The sequence below is a fragment of the Bradyrhizobium sp. USDA 4452 genome (genome assembly GCF_054063575.1).
Genome location: NZ_JBSSGK010000001.1, coordinates 1,624,011 through 1,641,339 on the forward strand (window position 1 = coordinate 1,624,011; position 17,329 = coordinate 1,641,339).

General features: G+C 63.4%; 19 protein-coding genes and 1 pseudogene. 4 read left to right on the forward strand and 16 right to left on the reverse strand.

Annotated features, from left to right (window positions below; genetic code table 11):
• The first annotated feature begins 3 nt into the window (after window positions 1-3).
• Entirely contained in the window at window positions 4-903 is a 900-nt protein-coding gene (locus tag ACVISU_RS07825) for a DMT family transporter (RefSeq protein ID WP_456706530.1), read from the forward strand.
• Between the two features lie 178 nt (window positions 904-1,081).
• Here ACVISU_RS07825 and ACVISU_RS07830 read toward each other — a convergent pair whose 3' ends face one another.
• Both ACVISU_RS07830 and ACVISU_RS07835 read right to left on the reverse strand, forming a co-directional pair.
• A complete protein-coding gene (locus ACVISU_RS07830; protein ID WP_456706531.1) occupies window positions 1,082-2,188 on the reverse strand; it encodes an HWE histidine kinase domain-containing protein in 1,107 nt (368 codons plus the stop codon).
• 227 nt (window positions 2,189-2,415) lie between these two features.
• On the reverse strand, window positions 2,416-2,904 hold the full coding sequence (locus ACVISU_RS07835) for a lipocalin-like domain-containing protein (RefSeq protein WP_456706532.1): 489 nt from the start codon (window positions 2,902-2,904) through the stop codon (window positions 2,416-2,418).
• A gap of 243 nt (window positions 2,905-3,147) precedes the next feature.
• Between ACVISU_RS07835 and ACVISU_RS07840 the strand changes: the two genes are divergently transcribed.
• The 3 genes from ACVISU_RS07840 (at window position 3,148) to ACVISU_RS07850 (ending at window position 4,781) form a co-directional block, all read left to right on the forward strand.
• A complete protein-coding gene (locus tag ACVISU_RS07840; protein ID WP_456706533.1) occupies window positions 3,148-3,540 on the forward strand; it encodes a hypothetical protein in 393 nt (130 codons plus the stop codon).
• 462 nt (window positions 3,541-4,002) lie between these two features.
• Window positions 4,003-4,395, forward strand: a complete 393-nt coding sequence (locus ACVISU_RS07845) for a response regulator (protein ID WP_456706534.1) — start codon at window positions 4,003-4,005, stop codon at window positions 4,393-4,395.
• Window positions 4,396-4,400: 5 nt separating this feature from the next.
• The gene (locus ACVISU_RS07850; RefSeq protein WP_456706535.1) at window positions 4,401-4,781 is read left to right on the forward strand and encodes a response regulator; all 381 of its coding nucleotides are present in this window, start codon (window positions 4,401-4,403) and stop codon (window positions 4,779-4,781) included.
• A gap of 81 nt (window positions 4,782-4,862) precedes the next feature.
• On the opposite strand, the gene ACVISU_RS07855 is transcribed toward ACVISU_RS07850, so the two are convergent.
• The 14 genes and pseudogenes from ACVISU_RS07855 to ACVISU_RS07920 form a co-directional block, all read right to left on the reverse strand.
• Window positions 4,863-5,918 carry a YeeE/YedE family protein gene (locus ACVISU_RS07855; RefSeq protein WP_456706536.1) on the reverse strand — a complete coding sequence of 352 codons (1,056 nt, stop codon included), beginning with the start codon at window positions 5,916-5,918 and terminating at the stop codon, window positions 4,863-4,865.
• Between the two features lie 142 nt (window positions 5,919-6,060).
• Window positions 6,061-7,071, reverse strand: coding sequence for a quinone oxidoreductase family protein (locus ACVISU_RS07860; protein ID WP_456706537.1), 1,011 nt, complete (start codon window positions 7,069-7,071; stop codon window positions 6,061-6,063).
• A gap of 111 nt (window positions 7,072-7,182) precedes the next feature.
• Window positions 7,183-7,507 (reverse strand): annotated as a pseudogene (locus tag ACVISU_RS07865) (GIY-YIG nuclease family protein).
• A gap of 132 nt (window positions 7,508-7,639) precedes the next feature.
• Complete coding sequence (gene paaK, locus ACVISU_RS07870) at window positions 7,640-8,968, reverse strand: phenylacetate--CoA ligase PaaK (protein ID WP_456706538.1); 1,329 nt, start codon at window positions 8,966-8,968, stop codon at window positions 7,640-7,642.
• Window positions 8,969-8,987: 19 nt separating this feature from the next.
• Window positions 8,988-9,443, reverse strand: coding sequence for a hydroxyphenylacetyl-CoA thioesterase PaaI (gene paaI, locus ACVISU_RS07875; protein ID WP_456706539.1), 456 nt, complete (start codon window positions 9,441-9,443; stop codon window positions 8,988-8,990).
• A 95-nt stretch (window positions 9,444-9,538) separates the two neighbouring features.
• Entirely contained in the window at window positions 9,539-10,615 is a 1,077-nt protein-coding gene (paaE, locus tag ACVISU_RS07880) for a 1,2-phenylacetyl-CoA epoxidase subunit PaaE (protein WP_456706540.1), read from the reverse strand.
• Between the two features lie 2 nt (window positions 10,616-10,617).
• Window positions 10,618-11,121: a 1,2-phenylacetyl-CoA epoxidase subunit PaaD gene (gene paaD / locus ACVISU_RS07885; RefSeq protein ID WP_456706541.1), complete on the reverse strand. Its 504-nt coding sequence runs from the start codon at window positions 11,119-11,121 to the stop codon at window positions 10,618-10,620.
• Complete coding sequence (gene paaC / locus ACVISU_RS07890) at window positions 11,115-11,891, reverse strand: 1,2-phenylacetyl-CoA epoxidase subunit PaaC (protein ID WP_050404025.1); 777 nt, start codon at window positions 11,889-11,891, stop codon at window positions 11,115-11,117. The genes paaD and paaC overlap by 7 nt, the downstream gene beginning before the upstream one ends.
• A gap of 117 nt (window positions 11,892-12,008) precedes the next feature.
• On the reverse strand, window positions 12,009-12,296 hold the full coding sequence (gene paaB, locus ACVISU_RS07895) for a 1,2-phenylacetyl-CoA epoxidase subunit PaaB (RefSeq protein ID WP_050404026.1): 288 nt from the start codon (window positions 12,294-12,296) through the stop codon (window positions 12,009-12,011).
• Window positions 12,297-12,308: 12 nt separating this feature from the next.
• On the reverse strand, window positions 12,309-13,301 hold the full coding sequence (gene paaA / locus ACVISU_RS07900) for a 1,2-phenylacetyl-CoA epoxidase subunit PaaA (RefSeq protein WP_050404027.1): 993 nt from the start codon (window positions 13,299-13,301) through the stop codon (window positions 12,309-12,311).
• A 76-nt stretch (window positions 13,302-13,377) separates the two neighbouring features.
• Complete coding sequence (paaX, locus tag ACVISU_RS07905; RefSeq protein WP_456706542.1) at window positions 13,378-14,247, reverse strand: phenylacetic acid degradation operon negative regulatory protein PaaX; 870 nt, start codon at window positions 14,245-14,247, stop codon at window positions 13,378-13,380.
• A gap of 91 nt (window positions 14,248-14,338) precedes the next feature.
• Complete coding sequence (locus ACVISU_RS07910) at window positions 14,339-15,109, reverse strand: esterase/lipase family protein (RefSeq protein ID WP_456706543.1); 771 nt, start codon at window positions 15,107-15,109, stop codon at window positions 14,339-14,341.
• A gap of 197 nt (window positions 15,110-15,306) precedes the next feature.
• A complete protein-coding gene (locus tag ACVISU_RS07915; protein ID WP_456706544.1) occupies window positions 15,307-16,590 on the reverse strand; it encodes a DUF445 domain-containing protein in 1,284 nt (427 codons plus the stop codon).
• 220 nt (window positions 16,591-16,810) lie between these two features.
• Window positions 16,811-17,287: a phasin gene (locus tag ACVISU_RS07920; protein WP_050404030.1), complete on the reverse strand. Its 477-nt coding sequence runs from the start codon at window positions 17,285-17,287 to the stop codon at window positions 16,811-16,813.
• Window positions 17,288-17,329 lie beyond the last annotated feature (42 nt).

The window sequence follows — 17,329 nt, forward strand, 5'->3', positions numbered from 1 at the left end:
CCCGTGAACCAATCCCTATCCCCTGCCAAGGCCGCCGCCCTGTTCGTCGTCGTGGTGCTGGCCTGGGGCATCAACTGGTCGGTGACGAAATCGCTGGTCGAGGCGGTGCCGCCGCTGTGGACCGCATCGATCCGCAGCTGGATTGCTCTCGTCGCCCTCTTGGTGATCCTGCGCGCCAGCGGCAATCTGATCATTCCGCGGATCGCCGACGTCCCCGTCGTGCTCAGCGTCGCACTGCTGCACATGACGTTCTTCTCGACCCTGGTCGCGGGCGGCCTGCGCTACCTGCCGGCCAGCAAGGGCATCGTGCTCGGCTACACCACGCCGCTCTGGGTCGCGCTCGCCGCCGGCGCAGCGCGGACCGAACGGCTCGGACCATTGAAGCTGGTCGGCGTCGCCTCCGGGCTTGCAGGACTCTGCGTGATCCTCAACCCGACGTCGCTGGACTGGAGCAATCTGCACGTCATCGTCGGCGCCGGCATGATCATCCTTGCGGCGATCTGCTGGGCCGCGAACATCATCTACATCCGCTCGCACCGCTGGATCGCGACGCCGCTGCAACTCCTGCTGTGGCAGGTGCTGGTCGCGACGGTGGTGCTGACGGCGACGGCGCTGGTCACCGAGGGCGTGCCCACGGTGACATGGTCGCCGCACCTCGTGCTGCTGTTTCTCTATTCCGGCTTAATCGGCACGGCGCTGGCCTATTGGGCGATGTCCATGGTCAACAAGAGCCTGCCGGCGCTGACGACCTCGCTCGGCACCACGGGGACCCCGATCGTCGGGATCGTGACCGCAGCATTGCTGCTCGGCGAGCCGATCGATCTGTCGCTGGCAATTGCCGCGGCCTTGATCGTCGGCGGCATCGCGCTGAGCGCGCTGGCGGATGCGCCGGCGCGGGCGTAACTAGGGCCTGTACTCATAGATTCGTCACGTCCGCTTCGGTCTCGGAAGCTGACGTCGAACCGACATTGCTGCATGTCGGCCTTGGGCCACAATCGGTCATTTGATGGTCCCGCTCGAGTTGCTACGAAACAGAACCTCAATGGACGCTTGCCGCAAAATGCTACGGCCGGGCACAGCCTCAGACTGCAAGACGATCCAGAGGAACCGTAACCCTCAGCCTGAGCCCGCTCGGCAGCCAACTGTGTTCAACCTTGCCGCCGAGCTGACCAGAAATGCTGCGCTCTGCAAGCACGCTCCCAAAACCTTTGGCTGATGGCGGAGCAACAATTGCGGGGCCGCCGGTTTCCTTCCAATCAAGGTGTAAGTTGCCGCCCTTGGTCGCCCATGTGACACTGATCGAACCGGTCGGCTCCGATAGCGCGCCATACTTGGCCGCATTCGTTGTGGTTTCGTGCAGCGCGAGAGCGAGACCGGTCACGGCCATAGCACCCACGGGCACAGTGGGTCCTGTTAAGATGACGCGTTCGCGAAACGTGTCATCTTCGTACGGTCGCAAGACCGTTCGCACGACGTCTCCTACGGTCGTTCGCTCGCTGTGGATCTCCGTACCCATAATCCCGGGACGGATCAGATCCTTGGCCTGCATGAGAGCGTTCAGACGGCCTCGTAAGGACTGAGCCATTTCCTGCGGCGTTCGAGCTGACCGAGCGCTCAGACTTATGATGCCTTGGAAAACGGCAAACATGTTCTTTACGCGATGGTTTGCCTCCCGAGCGAGCAGCCGTTGGCGCTCTTGCGCAGATACACGTTCGGTCGTCTCACTGACGATGCAAAGTACACCGCCAATTTCGCCCGCCTCGTTTTGAACAGGAGAATAGGAAATGTCGAAGTAGACCGTTTCTGGGTAGCCGTGGCGCTCGATGTAGAAGGGACGATCCTTGGCGAAGACAGTTTCGCCGGTATTGAGGACGCTTCTGAGTAGCGGTTCTAAATCATCCCACAACTCGGCCCAGTTCTCGCGTGCAGGCCGTCCAAGAGCCGTTGGGTGCTTCTGACCTATCGACGGTGCATAAGCGTCATTGTATAGCGCCACAAACTCCGGCCCCCAGAACAGCACTATCTGTGCTTTTGCCGGCAGCATAAGGCTGACTGCACTTTTGAGGTGTGCAGGCCATTCCGCGATGGGCCCCAGGCCGGTGGCAGACCAGTCAAGAGACCTGATGAGTGCGGCAGCTTCGCCCCCACCTTGGGGAAAATCGCCTTCGACGTTGCGAACGGTGCCCATGGTGTCCATCAAGCAGGTTTTACCATCGGGAACAAGGCTCGCGACACAGCTCGTGTCAAGTCCGTTGCGGGTCAACCGCGCCGTTTTGACCAGCGCTGGGGAGCTTCCGCTCTACCCCGGACCCCGGACATCTCGCCGCAACACCCTAACGGAAGCGAAGGGCCAATAAGAGACGCATGCAACGCAACCGGGCGCTGCCCGGCTCGCGAAGGTAGGTTTTCTAACTTCTATTTCGTTCTTTCGAACACAAGAAGGCTTCTCTGCATCCCCCTATCTGCCCAATTGGGCATTATTCGCCACGTCGAGGTGACCTGAAGGCGATCACCGTCTAATTTGAAGAAGCGTGTTTGCTCAGTACCCACCCATTCAGGGTTCCAAGCGACATCGACCTTCGTAATCCATTTGTCACCTTCGAGACGATAGATGCCGGTATAGGCAGCCATGCTGTTCAGCAAATCGGCGCGATCTTCGACCGTTTGCGGCGGCTTGCGCCCCTCTCCGGTCAGGACAAACATCACCCGGCCCTCGGCCGTGAAAATCGCGTATCCCGTAGGAGAACTTCCGAAGACAGGTTCTTTCTGCCCCGTGGCCTGAATTTCAATCTCTTGAGAAACAAGTTTCCAGATGCCGATCACCTTTTCACGGTCGTCGGCGAAGCTCGCATACGCTGGAATAAGCCAACCAGCGAAGACAGCAAGGCACTTCAACTTCGACATAAGAAGCCGCCCTCCAATGCTCTGCCCTTCTTGTAGCCCAATATTAGCGCAGAAGTTTAGAAGCTGGAATGTCCGTTCAGGGTCAAAGGCTGCCCCCGGCAGCCAGCATGCCCTTGTTCGAGTCACCTCGCAGAAGCGGACATCGCCCCGCTCTGGGTTAAGGTCAGCCACGGGCCAATTGCGGAAATTCGTTACTCGTTCTCCGGTTCGTTCTGCGGTGCAGGCTTCTTTTCCGACACCAGCTTGATCCTCTCCATCACCGGGGGAGGTTCGACCTCTTTCGATCGGGTAACCAAGTCCCGCAACCTGGCTCGCGCGCGCTTAGAGGACGTGTTTAGTCGATCGCCGGGCTTAGTGCCCTTGGCCATGCCGGTCTTCCTCTGCTGGGAAAGGCTCTTGCGTCTTGTGGCCCAGGAAAGTGTCGGGTTGTTTCAGAGCAAGGGATTTTCGCGATTGGCAGATGAGGTCGATGATCTGCTTGACTTGTTCGCGGTCACATTGCTCCACACGATAAATCTGCCGATCATTCGCCATGATCGCGCTCCGTCATCGTTGGTCAGAAAGCAACGCCTGCGCCGCAGTGATGTTTCTAGAGGAACTTATATCAGGGGATTGGATACGCTCATCGCTTTTTGAACCTCGTCCGCCAGTGCTCGGTGATGTGCAGCCAACTTGGCGAAGAGGTGCTTTTTAGCCCCGTTGGTCGCGAGCTTGCTGATCAGTTCGCACTCTTCCGCTTCTTGCCGAAGCTTCTCTAGATGTGCCCTCATATCCTGCATTGGATGAACTCCACGAAACCGCCCGTGAGATCATCACACTCCCGGAACCAGACAAACAATAATCCATGAAACTTTTCCGGAACTCCGTTCACCCGGGAACCCGGTCTTCTCTTGCTCGAACGAAAGAAACCCAACTGCCGCGCCATAAGGGGCTTTTAACCTATGCAATGCTCGCGCGCGTTTTCAGTTGTTACCGTGTACTCGGAGTCGCTGATCGATTCTTCTGGTCGGCGTGCAACCGTGCAAACCTTAGAGGGCTCAATGGCTTGGAACATTGCACCCTCCTGCGGTTTGACTGACAGCATCCGAGGAGCCAACGATGGTCCCCCAAGAGCAGCAGCTAAGGAGCGATCGGGTTAGGGTTTTGCTCGTGGAGGACGAATGGCTTATCCGCTCCGACCTCGCTGAGCAGCTTCGAGGCGCAGGGTTCCAGGTCATCGAGGCGAGCACTGCAGATGATGCGATGGATTACATCTCATCAGGCGAGCGGATTGAGGCACTCATAACCGACATTCGAATGCCCGGAACCCTTGATGGTCTTGATTTGGCTGAGAAAGTGCGCGTCATGCAACCGATGCTGCTTGTCCTCGTTGCATCTGGAAGCATAGAACTGGAGAGCGCAGCGAGCCGCGTAGGTCGGTTCATCAGCAAGCCATACGATCCCAAGCAGATCGAAATGCTGATCGCGGAGATGCTCGGCTCAGCGCTATAGTATGCATGCAAACAGCAACTGTATTGGTCGTCGAACGGGACGTGCTCGTGCGCCATCCGCTGTCCGAGTACCTTCGCGAGTGCGGCTATCGCGTAGTAGAGGCAACGGACCACGACGAGGCACGTGAATTCCTCGCGGGTGGCAAACACAAGATCGACGTTGCGTTGATCGACGCAGGCGGTCCCACAGGTTCCGGGTTTGCTCTTTCTGCGTGGATACGGAACAACCACCCAACTGTGAAGACGATGCTGGGCGCCACAGTCGGCAAGGTCCTCGCGTTGGCCGGCGATCTTTGCGAGGAGGGTCCGCAGGCGGGGAAGAAGCCGAATTACCACCCCGTGCTGGACCATATCCGTCAACTGTTAGCGACCCGAAGGAGGCCGTGAGTTCCAAGGATTTGCCGCGAACAGCCGAGGTCCGCTCAGGGTCAAAAGCCGCCTGGAAGCCGACGGTCATGAGTACACGCCCTAGGCCGTCGCTAACGGCCTGACCCGCAAGCTCCCGCGCAGGCCGGCGCCGGTGCCGAGCATGATGCCGGCGACCGCGATGAAGGACGACAGCGACAGCGTCGACAAGCCGGTCAGCCCCTGCCCGACCGAGCAGCCGAAGGCCATCACGCCGCCGGCGCCCATCAGCGCGGCGCCGCCTGCCGAGCGCAGCATGTGCTGCGGCGATCGATAGCCTTCGAGCTGGAATCGCCCGGTGGTAACAGCCGTGACCAGACTGCCGGCGAACACGCCGAACACGGTGACGATGCCGAAATTGAGCGTCGAGCCGGTCGACAGCATGACATATTGCAAGGCATCGGCGATCGGCGCGATGAAGGTGAGCGACGTGACCGGCACCGGATTGAAATCATCGGCGCCGAGAGTGCCGGTCGCGTACCAGCCGCCCGCCACCAGCAGGCCGACGATCAGGCCGGCCGCGATCTGGCCCGGCGACTTGCGGAACGGCGCGTGGGCAAAGGCGAAGAGGATCAGAACGGCTGACAGCACCGAGGCTGCGATCATCCGCGCGGGTATCGCGCCAAGGCCGGCGCCTGCCAGCAGCGCCGGCACCGAATTGACCGAGACCGCAGCCTGCGACGCCTGCACCATCGCGATCCGCATGGGCGCGATCAGACCTTTCAGCGTCATCTCGGCAAAAATACCGAGCACGATCACGACCACAAAGGAACGCAGATTGCCGCGCCCGAGCAGCACCAGCGCGCGCGAGCCGCAGCCGTTCGACAGCACCATGCCGTAGCCGAACAAGAGACCGCCGAGAAACATCACCGGCGCCGAGAACGACGGCTGCAGGTAGATCGACTTGCCGAGATCGACGAGGCCGGCTGCCGCCAACAGCTGCGAGGCCGCGATCGCAATCCCCATCGCCAGCGCGTAGGTGCGCACCAGCCGGCCGTCGCCGTCGGCCCACCAGCCGCGCAGGCCGCTCATCATGCAGAAGCCGCTGACGAGCCCGACCGAGCCATAGATCAGGCCGATGATCAGGGCGGCGAGGATGACTGTTGTGGCGGGGTCCATGGGAAGGTCCTCAAGAGTTCGTCATTGCGAGGAGCTCGCGACAAAATTGCAAGGGCAATTTGCGCTGAAGCGACGAAGCAATCCATTGCTTCCGCGCACATGGAACGATGGATTGCTTCGCTTCGCTCGCAATGACGGTCGTTCATGGCCGCAAGATCACGCGGTCGCGCGACGAGCCTGCCACGGCAACAAACGCCGCCTTGGCCTGCTCCAGCGGATAGATCGCGCCCGGCTTGATCGGAAAAGGCTGCAGATGCCCGCCGGCGAAGCCCGGCGCGAGCTCGCGCAACACCTCGCCGGTCGCAACCGACGACAGCGCGAGCGTGTCGATACCGACATAGGTGTGCTGTCCGCGATAGAATTCGAGGATGTTGAACTGCACGATGCGGTCGACCGCGGCGATCAGGATCTGCCGGCCGCGCAGCGCCAACGACTTGTGCGCGGCCTGGAAATAGGGGTCCCCCACCGTGTTGTAGACGATGTCGGCGCCCTTGCCGCCAGTGAGTTCGCGCACTCGCGCGGCGACATCGGTGGCAGAGGCGTCGACCACTTCGACCGGCGCATTGCTGTGGCCCTCATAGGGCTCGCGCTTGCGCACCACGCCGATCACGCGCGCGCCGTGCCAGCTTGCGATCTGCACCGCGGCCTGGCCGACCTTGCCGTTGACGCCCATGACAAGCACGGTCTCGCCCGCCTTCGGCAGACCGGCGCGGCGCAGGCCTTCCATCGCAGTGACGAAGGGCACGCCGATCCCGGCGGCTTCGTCCCAGGACATGCCGGCGGGCTTTTCCACCACGGCATCTTGCTCGACCACCAGATGCGTGGCGTGGGTGCCGTCGCGGCGGATGCCGAGGTCGCCGGACGAGCCGAACACCTCGCGCCCGATGAATTCAACGGGGCCGTCGATCACAACGCCGGCGTAGTCGCGGCCCGAGGTGCGTGGGAACACGGCGTAGGGCATCAGCCCGGTTGCGGCCTTGACGTCGGACGGGTTGACCGCCGCGGCCTTCACCTCGATGAGCAGATCGTCGGCGCCGCGCGACAGCGCGTGCCTTTCGATCACCGGCGCGACCGCTGCCGCGTTCTCCGCCTTGGCCAGCAGCCGGACACAGCGCGCTTCGACCGGGCGACCATGAGGTTCAGGGATAGGCATCAAGGGCTCCGGCTCGCACAACTGACGGCATCTTGGGGCCGCATGGATCGATACCATGACAGCTTTTCCCGTAACTACCGAATTAAGCAATTAGTTCAAGAGGGGCAGCGGCTAGCGCGTTGCGGAATGCTTGGTCGGATGTTTGGAGCGCCGAGCGGAGAGCTGGCGAAGAGCTGCGAAGTCGCCTTTCACAAAGGCTTCCTTCTTCGCGCGGCTCCATTTCTTGAGCTTGCGCTCATTTTCGATTGCATCCGTTGTGCGATCGAACCATTGAGAGAACACCAAAGTCACCGGGCGACGCGTCGCGGTGTAGCCCCCCGAGTGAGCCAGCATTGTGCTGAGCCACCCTGATTTCAAGCGCCGTCCGGGTGGTGCCGATATAGAAACTCCCATCAGCGCATCGGAGGATGTAGAGAAGCGCGCCGCCCTCGGACATTTCCGCTCCTGATCACTCGCTCTCTCCCCTCGTCCTGAGGAGCCGCGAAGCGGTGTCTCGAAGGATGAGGCCACGAACGGGCCTCATGGTTCGAGACGGCGTTGCGCGCCTCCTCACCATGAGGGGATAGAGCTAATCCTTCGGCCGCTTGTCGTAAACACGTTTCGCCTTGCCGAGCGAACGTTCCAGCGTCTCGGGCGCCACGACGCGGACGCGGGTGGAGATGCCGATCGTGTTCTTGATGAAGGCGGAGACCTTCTCGGCGTGCGCGACGAGCCCTTCGCCGTCCCAGCTCTCCGGCCGGGCTTCGGCGAGCACCGTCATCTCGTCCATGCGGCCCTCACGAGTGAGTTCGATGACGAAATGACCGCCGCACCAGTCGGTCGCCAGCAGCGCTTCCTCGATCTGGGTCGGGAACACGTTGACGCCGCGCAGGATGATCATGTCGTCGGAACGGCCGGTCACCTTCTCCATCCGCCGCATGCCGGGCCGCGCCGTGCCGGGCAGCAGCCGCGTCAGGTCGCGGGTGCGGTAGCGGATGATCGGAAAGCCTTCCTTGGTCAGCGAGGTGAACACCAGTTCGCCCTTCTCGCCGTCGGGCAAGACCTTGCCGGTCAGCGGATCGATCACCTCCGGATAGAAGTGATCCTCCCAGATATGCAGGCCGTCCTTGGTCTCCACGCATTCCTGCGCGACGCCGGGGCCGATCACCTCGGACAGGCCGTAGATATCGGTGGCGTCCATGTCGAAGGCCTGCTCGATCTCGACGCGCATCGCGTTGGTCCAGGGCTCGGCGCCAAAGATGCCGAACTTCAGCGACGATTTGCGCGGGTCGAACCCCTGCCGCTTGAACTCGTCGAGGATCGCCAGCATGTAGCTCGGCGTCACCGTGATGATGTCGGGCCGGAAGTCGTTGATCAGCTGCACCTGCCGCTCGGTCATGCCGCCGGAGATCGGGATCACCGTGCAGCCGAGCCGCTCGGCGCCGTAATGCGCACCTAAGCCGCCGGTGAACAGGCCGTAGCCATAGGCGTTGTGCATCAGCATGCCGGTGCGGCCGCCGGCAGCGCGGATCGAGCGCGCCATCACATCCGCCCAGGTGTCGATGTCGGCTTTGGTGTAGCCGACTACGATCGGCTTGCCTGTTGTCCCCGAGGAGGCATGGACCCGCACCAATTGCTCGCGCGGCACCGCGAACATGTTGAAGGGGTAATTGTCGCGCAGATCGGTCTTCACCGTGAACGGAAATTTTCCGAGATCGGAAAGCTGCTTGAAGTCCGTCGGATGCACGCCCGCCGCGTCGAAGCTCTTTTTGTAGTGCGCGACATTGTCATAGGCGTGCTTGAGCGACCAGGCGAGCCGTCTGGTCTGCAGCGCCATGATCTCGTCGCGCGAGGCGCGTTCGGCCGCATCGAGCTCGGCGTGATAGCCGCTATCCTTGACCGTCTTTGCCGTTGCCATCGACGTTTCCCCTGAAGCCTTATGCCTTGATGTCGGTGTCCGGCAGCCAGGTGCCGGGTATCACCCGCGAATGTCCGCGGAATTCGGCGATCACGCTGTCGCCGGCGGTGACGCGCACGTCGTAGATTCCCGACCGGCCGCTGCGCGAGATCTCGCGCGCGGTCGCCACCAGGCGGTCGCCGAGCTTGCCGGGCCGGATGAAAGTGATGTTGCCCTGCGCCGCCACCGCACGGTCGTTGCGGCTGTTGCAGGCAAACGCGAAGGCGGAATCCGCCAGCGTGAAGATGTAGCCGCCATGGCAGATGCGCTGGCCGTTGACCATGTGCGGCTGCACCGTCATCGCCATCATGGCCTGCCCCGGCTTGATCTCGACCAGCTCCATGCCGAGGCCCTTGCTGGCGTCGTCTTCCTTCCACATCGCATCCGCGCAGGCGCGGGCGACATCTTCGGGCGATAGCGTGGCCTTGACGTTCACATCGAACTCCCTGTGCGCGGGCCCGTTTGCTAAGGGCCTCTTGGCGTTAAGCTAGTGTTGGGCGCGACACCTTGAGTGTCAACGCGCAGAAACAATTAGACGTGGTCGTAATCGACCACGACCTTGCCGGAGCAGGGCTTGGCCTGGCAGGTGAGGATGAACCCGGCCTTCAGCTCCCACGGCTCCAGCGAATAGTTCAGGTCCATCGGCGCCTCGCCTTCGACCAGCTTGGCGCGGCACGTCGAGCACATGCCGCCCTTGCAGGCGAACGGCAGGTCCATGCCGGCGCGCAGCGCGGCGTCGAGGATCGACTCGCCGTCGGCCACCGGGACCTCGCGGCGCTTGCCGTCGATGATCAGGGAGGCGATCGCCTTGGGCGGCGCTCCGGCCGGGACGACGACCTTCGCTCGCGGCTTGCCGCCGAACTCCGAGACGAAGCGCTCGACATGGATGCGCTCGTCGGCGATGCCGATTTCGCGGCAGGTCGTCTCGATGGTCTCGCTCATCGCGGCAGGGCCGCAGACGAAGACGTGATCGACCGTTGCGGCCGGCACCAGCGAGCGCAGCAGCACCCGCACCTTCTCGCCGTCGAGCCGGCCGTGCAAGATCGGGATGTCCTGCTCCTCGCCCGAGATGACGTGGAACACCGACAGCCGTTGCATGAAGCGGTCCTTCAGCTCCTCCAGCGCCTCGCGGAACATGACGCCTTCGGTGGTGCGGTTGCCGTAGAACAGGAAGAAGCGGCTGTCCGGCTCGCGCGCCAGCACGCCCTTGATGATCGAGAGGATCGGCGTGATGCCACTGCCGGCGGCGAAGCCGACATAGGTCCGCGCTTCGCCGGGTGCGTGGGCGATGCCGAAGCGGCCGGTCGGCGTCATCACATCGAGCTCATCGCCGGCCTTCAGCTCGTCGGCGGCCCAGTTCGAGAATGCACCGCCGTCGACCTTCTTCACCGCGATGCGCAGTTCGCCGTCGTCGGGGCCCGAGCAGATCGAGTAGGAGCGGCGAACCTCCTCGCCGTCCATCGTGGTGCGCAAGGTCAGGTACTGGCCGGGCGTGAAACGATAATCGCCTTGCAGATCGTCGGGGATCGCAAAGGTCATCGAGATTGCGTCGGACGCCTCGCGGCGCAGATCGCTGACGGACAGTCGGTGGAATCTTGGTGTCGACATGGTCAATGACACTTGAAGTAGTCGAAGGGTTCACGGCAGCTCTTGCAACGCCAAAGCGCCTTGCAGGAGGTCGAGCCGAATTCGGACAGCAGTTCGGTATCAACAGAGCCGCATTGCGGGCATGCGACCTGCTGCTCGCCGAACAGCGCGCGGCGCGAGGAGCCGGGCTGCGGCGGCGCGATGCCGTACTCCTTCAGCTTACGGCGGCCGTCCTCGCTCATCCAGTCGGTGGTCCAGGCCGGCGACAGCACGGTGCGGACCTTCGGCGCATGAATGCCCTCGCGCTCCAGCGCGAGCTCGATCTCGAGCGCGATCATGTTCATGGCAGGACAGCCGGAATAGGTCGGCGTGATCGCGACCTCGACATGGCCGTCATGGACCGCGACATCGCGCAGCACGCCGAGATCGGCGATCGTCAATACAGGAATTTCGGGATCGACCACCTGCGCAGCCGCGTGCCAGGCGCGCCGGCGCAGATCGGCATCGCTGAGCGCAACGGTCACCATGTCGCCCCCGGGAACGTCCGCTGCAGCGACTGCAGTTCGCTGAGGAGATGGCCGAGATGCTCGCTGTGGCTGCCAGAGCGGCCGCCTTGCTGCATCCAGTCGCTGTTCGGCAGCGCCAGCGTCGCCTCGTTGACGATGCCGGTCACGGTCTTCAGCCAGCGTGGCTTCAGCGTTGCAGGATCGATCGCGATGCCGGCGTCGATCAGGCCGCGCTCGCCGTCGTCGACCGCGAACATCTCGCCGGTATAGGCCCAGAGATCGTCGATCGCATTCTGCGCGCGGCGATGGCTCTCCGCGGTGCCGTCGCCGAGACGGACGATCCATTCCGACGAGTGCCTGACATGATAGGCGCTCTCCTTCTCCGATTTCGCCGCGATCGCAGCGAGCGTCGGATCGTTGGATGCCATCATCGCGCGCCAGTAGAGATCGGCGAACACCGCGTAGAAGAACTGCCGCACCATGGTGCGGGCGAAATCGCCGTTCGGCTGCTCGACCAGCAGCAGATTGCGGTACTGCCGGACGTCGCGCAGATAGGCGAACTTGTCCTCGTCGTTGCCACGGCCCTCGACCTTGGCCGCGTAGCTGTAGAGCTCGCGGGCCTGGCCGAGCAAATCGAGCCCCATATTGGCGAGCGCCATGTCCTCCTCCAGCGCCGGCGCATGGCCGCACCATTCGGACAGCCGATGGCCGAGGATCAGCGCATCGTCGGCACGGCGCAGCGCGTAGAGCACCAGCGGCGTCTCGGAGACTTCAATGTTGGCGGTTGCCATCTTTTCAACTCGCTGTTCAGCCGTCATTGCGAGCGCAGCGAAGCATCCATGCTTGCTTGTTGCTTCGCGGCCCGATGGATTGCTTCGCTGCGCTCGCAATGACGAGCGGAGGCGCCGTCACATATGCCCGACTTCGTCGGGAACGTCGTAGAAGGTTGGGTGGCGGTAGATCTTCGACTCCGCCGGCTCGAACATCATGCCCTTCTCGGACGGATCGGACGCGGTGATCGCATTCGAGGGCACCACCCAGATCGACAGTCCCTCGCCGCGGCGGGTGTAGATGTCGCGCGCGGCTTGCAGCGCCAGCGTCGAGTCCGCCGCGTGCAGCGAGCCGACATGCTTGTGCGCAAGCCCGTTGCGGCTGCGGATGAAGACTTCCCAGAGCGGGGTGTTCGGCGTGGCCATCTCGAGCGCTCCTTATTCTGCGGCTTGCGCGAGCCGGCGGCTCTTGCGCTTCTCGGCATAGGCCGCAGCCGCCTCGCGAACCCAGGCGCCTTCGTCATGCGCCTTGCGGCGCGCGGCGAGGCGGTCGCGGTTGCAGGGGCCGTTGCCGGCCAGCACCTGCTTGAACTCGTCCCAGTCGATCGGGCTGTGCACCCAATTGCCGTTCTCGTTCTGCTTCATGCCGGGATCGGGGATCTTGAGCCCGAGGAACTCGGCCTGCGGCACGGTGGCGTCGATGAATTTCTGGCGCAGCTCGTCGTTGGAGAAGCGCTTGATTTTCCACTTGGTCGAGGTGTCGCTGTGCTGGCTGACCTGGTCCGGCGGGCCGAACATCATCAGCACCGGCCACCACCAGCGATCGAGCGCGTTCTGCGCCATCGCCTTCTGCTCCGCTGTGCCGCGGCACAGCGTCACCATGATCTCAAAACCCTGGCGCTGATGGAATGACTCTTCCTTGCAGACGCGGATCATCGCGCGCGCATAGGGGCCATAGGAGCAGCGGCACAGCGGGATCTGGTTCATGATCGCGGCGCCGTCGACCAACCAGCCGATGGTGCCGATGTCGGCCCAGGTCAGGGTCGGGTAATTGAAGATCGAGGAATATTTCGCCTTGCCCGCGAGCATCGCGTCGACGAGCTCTTCGCGCGAGGTGCCGAGCGTCTCGGCGGCGGCGTAGAGATAGAGGCCGTGGCCGCATTCGTCCTGCACCTTGGCGAGCAGCGCGGCCTTGCGGCGCAGCGACGGCGCGCGGGTAATCCAGTTGCCTTCGGGCAGCATGCCGACGATTTCGGAATGGGCGTGTTGGGAAATCTGCCGTGTCAGCGTCTTGCGGTAGGCCGCGGGCATCCAGTCGTTCGGCTCGATGCGCTCGTCGGCATCGATGCGGGCCTGGAACTGACTGGCATGGGCGACATCCTCGACGCCGCGATCGTCGCCGTCGGATGAGTTGAGCGCCTGCGTGTACATGGCCGACCTCCCAGTGCGTTGTTAGGTGGAAATATATAACACAAATTTCAGAATGCAAGATATTTCTGTAATATGTTCAGATGCCCTCGAAACGTCGCGCCACCGCCCCGTTGGGCTTTGGCAGCGGCCCGTCCTCGTTGGTCGCATGATCGTCAAGCCATTGTTCCGACGCCGGAAGCAGCCCGCGATAGATCTCGCCGCAGAGTTTGCGGGCCGCCCGGCCCGGCCAATCCTTCGGCAGCAGCGGCGGTGGCAGCAACGGATCGCGCAGCACGACCCGGCGGTAATGATGGATCAGCAGGATGCGCGCGGTGAAGGCATCGGCATCGCTCAGATTCTCGCCTCTTGTGATCGAGCCGTGCAGCGGCTCGAACGTCTTCATGAACTTCAGATAGGCGTCCGCGGTGCGATCGAGCGGCCAGCTCTCGCTGAGCAGCCGACGCCCGCTGTCGTCTTCCGCGGAGACTTCGAGACGGATTGCGCGCGAGGCTTCATCGGGGATCGGCGCGCCCGACGGCGCGACCCACACGCCCGGCAGCGGGCTGCCGAAGCCGGCATTCTTCAAGGCCTCGCGCGCGGCGTCGCGATCCTCGGCGTTGCCGATCAACAGCAGTTCGAAGCGGCCGGTCCAGTCCGATGGCGGCGGATCGTAGATGTGCCGCGTTGCGGTGTCGAAGGTCTGCCGGCCCTTGGCATTCAAGCGGTAGAAACTGTTGCGACCGACCTTGCTGCGCTCGAGCCAGCCGTCGGCCGCAAGCCGCGACATCGCGGTGCGCACCACATTGCCGTCGATGTCGAGCGACTTGAAGAATTCCAGCAGCGTGCCGAGCCACACCGAGCCGCCGCGCGGCACGATGGCATCGCCGAACACGGTGATGATGATCGAGCCGGTGCGCGACGGCTCGCGCTTCAGCTGATCGACGATGCGGGCAAGCGGCTGTGGCATGCGCAACGCATAGCGCGTTTTGTCGAGGAACGACAATGCAGCCGCCTGAGCTAGCCTCTCCCCGCAAGCGGGGCGAGGCAAGAAAGAAGCCTCAGCGGTTCGGATCCGGATAGACCAGGCTGCGCCAGCCGCTGCGATCGAACGGCGCCCACTCGCCGTCCTTCTGCGCGAGGCGATCGGCGACCGCATAGACCACGGCCGGATGATGGCCCATGCCGCAATGGCTGCTCTCGACCTCGATGCTGTCGGTCATCGACGAGGCCTGCTCACGGCACCCCTGCCAGGCGCAGACGCCGTCGGTGCGGCTGAAGATCGCGGTGGTCGGCACCGGCGGTGCGCTGGCGAGCGAGCCGCCGAAACGCTGGTCCTCTTCGTCGGCACGGCGGCCGCTGGCCATCTCGTAGACGCGCCAGGCGTTGGTCGATTTCGGGCCGGCGGCAAACGGGCTGCCGAGGGTAATCACCTGGCGCACGCGCTCCGGCATCATCTTGGCGAGCTGGCGCGCATAGAGGCCGCCGAGGCTCCAGCCGACCACCGAGACCTTGCGGCCGCTGGTCTCATTCATCTCCTGCAGCAGATCGACCATCCCGTCCTGCACGCCGGCGCGAAGCCCGAGGTTGCGGCCCTGGCGCCAGCCGCTGACGGCGTAGCCCTTGCTCTTGAGGAAGTCGCGCAGCGGGCGCGTGGACATGTCGGAGGCAATCAGCCCGGGCAGCACCAGCACCGGATGCCCATCGCCGCGCGGCGCGAGGCTCAGCAGCGGCAATGCACCAAGAAAGGCACCGAGCTCGTGAATGGCGCGGCCTTCCAGGAACATCAGCGTCCTGGACGGCGGGCGTAGCGTCTGCGCAGCAAGGGACATTTCAACTCCTCTTCCGGCACGACGTCTCCGCGGCCGGCAATGGGATCAACAGGATGGGTCAATCGGATTGACGCAAACCCGGCGGAATCGTTCCGCAACGCAACAATCAACCTTGAAAAGCTAGGGAACCGATCACTTTCGTGCAAGCGGCCCAGGTCACACTTGCCACAACTAAAGTCACTTGCGTGCCCAATCGGTCACAGCAGCCGCAGCACGTATTCCAGCGTGTAAAGCGCCAAACCGGCAAGCCCGCCGATCAGCGAGCCGTTGAAGCGGATGTATTGCAAATCCTTGCCGACATTGACCTCGATCAGCGAGATCAATTGCTCCATGTCCCAGCTCTTCATCTGGTCGGCGATGAAGCTCGAGACGCCGCTCTTCTGCTCGGCAACGACGGTGCGCAGGATCGCGACCAGGCCCTGGTTGATTTCGGTGCGCAGCTCGGCGTCGCCGTCGAGCGCGTCGCCGGCCTCGACGAACATCCGCGCCAGCTGATGCTGCAGCACCTGCGACTCGCCCGAGGCGCTGCGCTCGATGAAATCCTTGACGTTGGCCCAGATCGTGCGTCCGAGATTGGCAAGCTCCGGCCGCGCCATCAGGTCGCGCTTGAGGCCGTCGATGCGATCGGCGAACGCGTTGTCGCTGCCGAGCCGATCGACGAACGACAGCAGCATGCGGTCGAACTCGCCGCGGAACGGATGCTGCGGATCGTTGCGCACCTCCTCGAAGAACTTCGTGGCCGAGGCGATGATCCGGTTCACCACGAACTTGTCGGCGCGATAGAGTCTCAGCAGCGTCGGCATTTCCGCGCGGACCTTGTCGCGGATCACCGTCATTGTCTCCTTCTGCGTCAGCGTCTGGTGCAGCACGCGCAAGAGGTCGTCGAGCAGGCCGCCATGCTTGCCCTCCTGCACGAAGCCGCGCAACGCGCCGGCCGCGAGCGGCGCAAGGTCGATCGAGAGCACCTGCGTCGTAACGCGGCGGCTGATGAACTGCATCAGGCCCGAGCTCTCGGTCGCCGCAAACGCTTCGGGCAGCATCCGCAGCACGAAGCGGGCGAGATCCTCCGAACGCTTGCGGTCGCGCAGCCAGTCGGCAATGAAGCTGCCGAAATCGATCTCGCGCAGCTTGGCCTCTACGGGGCCGGATTCCAGGAAATTGTTCTCGATGAATTCGCCGAGCTTCTCGGCGATGCGCGCCTGGTTGCTCTGGATGATCGCGGTGTGCGGGATCGGCAGCCCCAGCGGCCGCTTGAACAGGGCGACGACGGCATACCAGTCGGCGAGCCCGCCGATGGTCGCGGCCTCGGCGAAGGCGGCGATGAAGCCGAAGGCGGGATGCACCGGCAGCAGCGCCTTCGCTGCGATGAAGATGACGAGGGTTGCCGCCAGCACGCCGGTCGCCAGCCACTTGACGCGCCGCAGTTCGGCGGCGCGTTCGGCATCGACGGGCGTTGCGATGAGGGCGGCGGGAAGGGTCATGGGGATCGAAGGGTTCTCGCACTGGCAGGACACTAGCCGTCATTGCGAGCGGAGCGAAGCAATCCATTTCACCGCTTGCGGAGAAATGGATTGCTTCGTCGCTATTGCTCCTCGCAATGACGGCAGTCGCGGCATCAACGATGTATGAGAAGCACCGCAAAAAAGAAGGCCCGCAAAATGGCGGGCCTTCGAAAAGGGCGGTTGGTCAGCGCAGGCGCGATCAGGCGGTCTTGCTGTAGACCTTCGAGAAGTTGTCCTGCGCGGTCTTCGCACCGTCGGTGACGAGCTTGCCGAGATACTCGGTGGTGGCCTTCGCCCGCGAGACGAACAGTTCGCCGCGCGCACGGACCAGGTCCGACTGGATCTGGGCAGCTTCGCTCAACGACTTGGCGGAAGCGAGCTTGTCGATGCCGGCGAAGAACGCCTCGGCGTCCTGGTAGAGCGCCTGCTGGATGTTGCGGCTGATCTTGGCGGCTTCGGTCACCGAACCGGCAACAGCCGTCTCGATCACGTTGGTCACCTTCTCGGAGCCGGCATACGCGTCGGCGGCACGGGTCTTGGCGGCCTCGGCCTGCTTCTTCACGAACTCACGGGCGGCTTCCGGAACTTCCAGGTTCTGGAGCTTGGTGAACGCCTCGGTGACGGGCGCGAAGGCTTCCTTGACGCTGTTCAGCACGGAATTGGTTTCGGTGGTCATTGGGGTCTCTCCATCCTCAGGTTTGAGCTATGGGCTCACCCC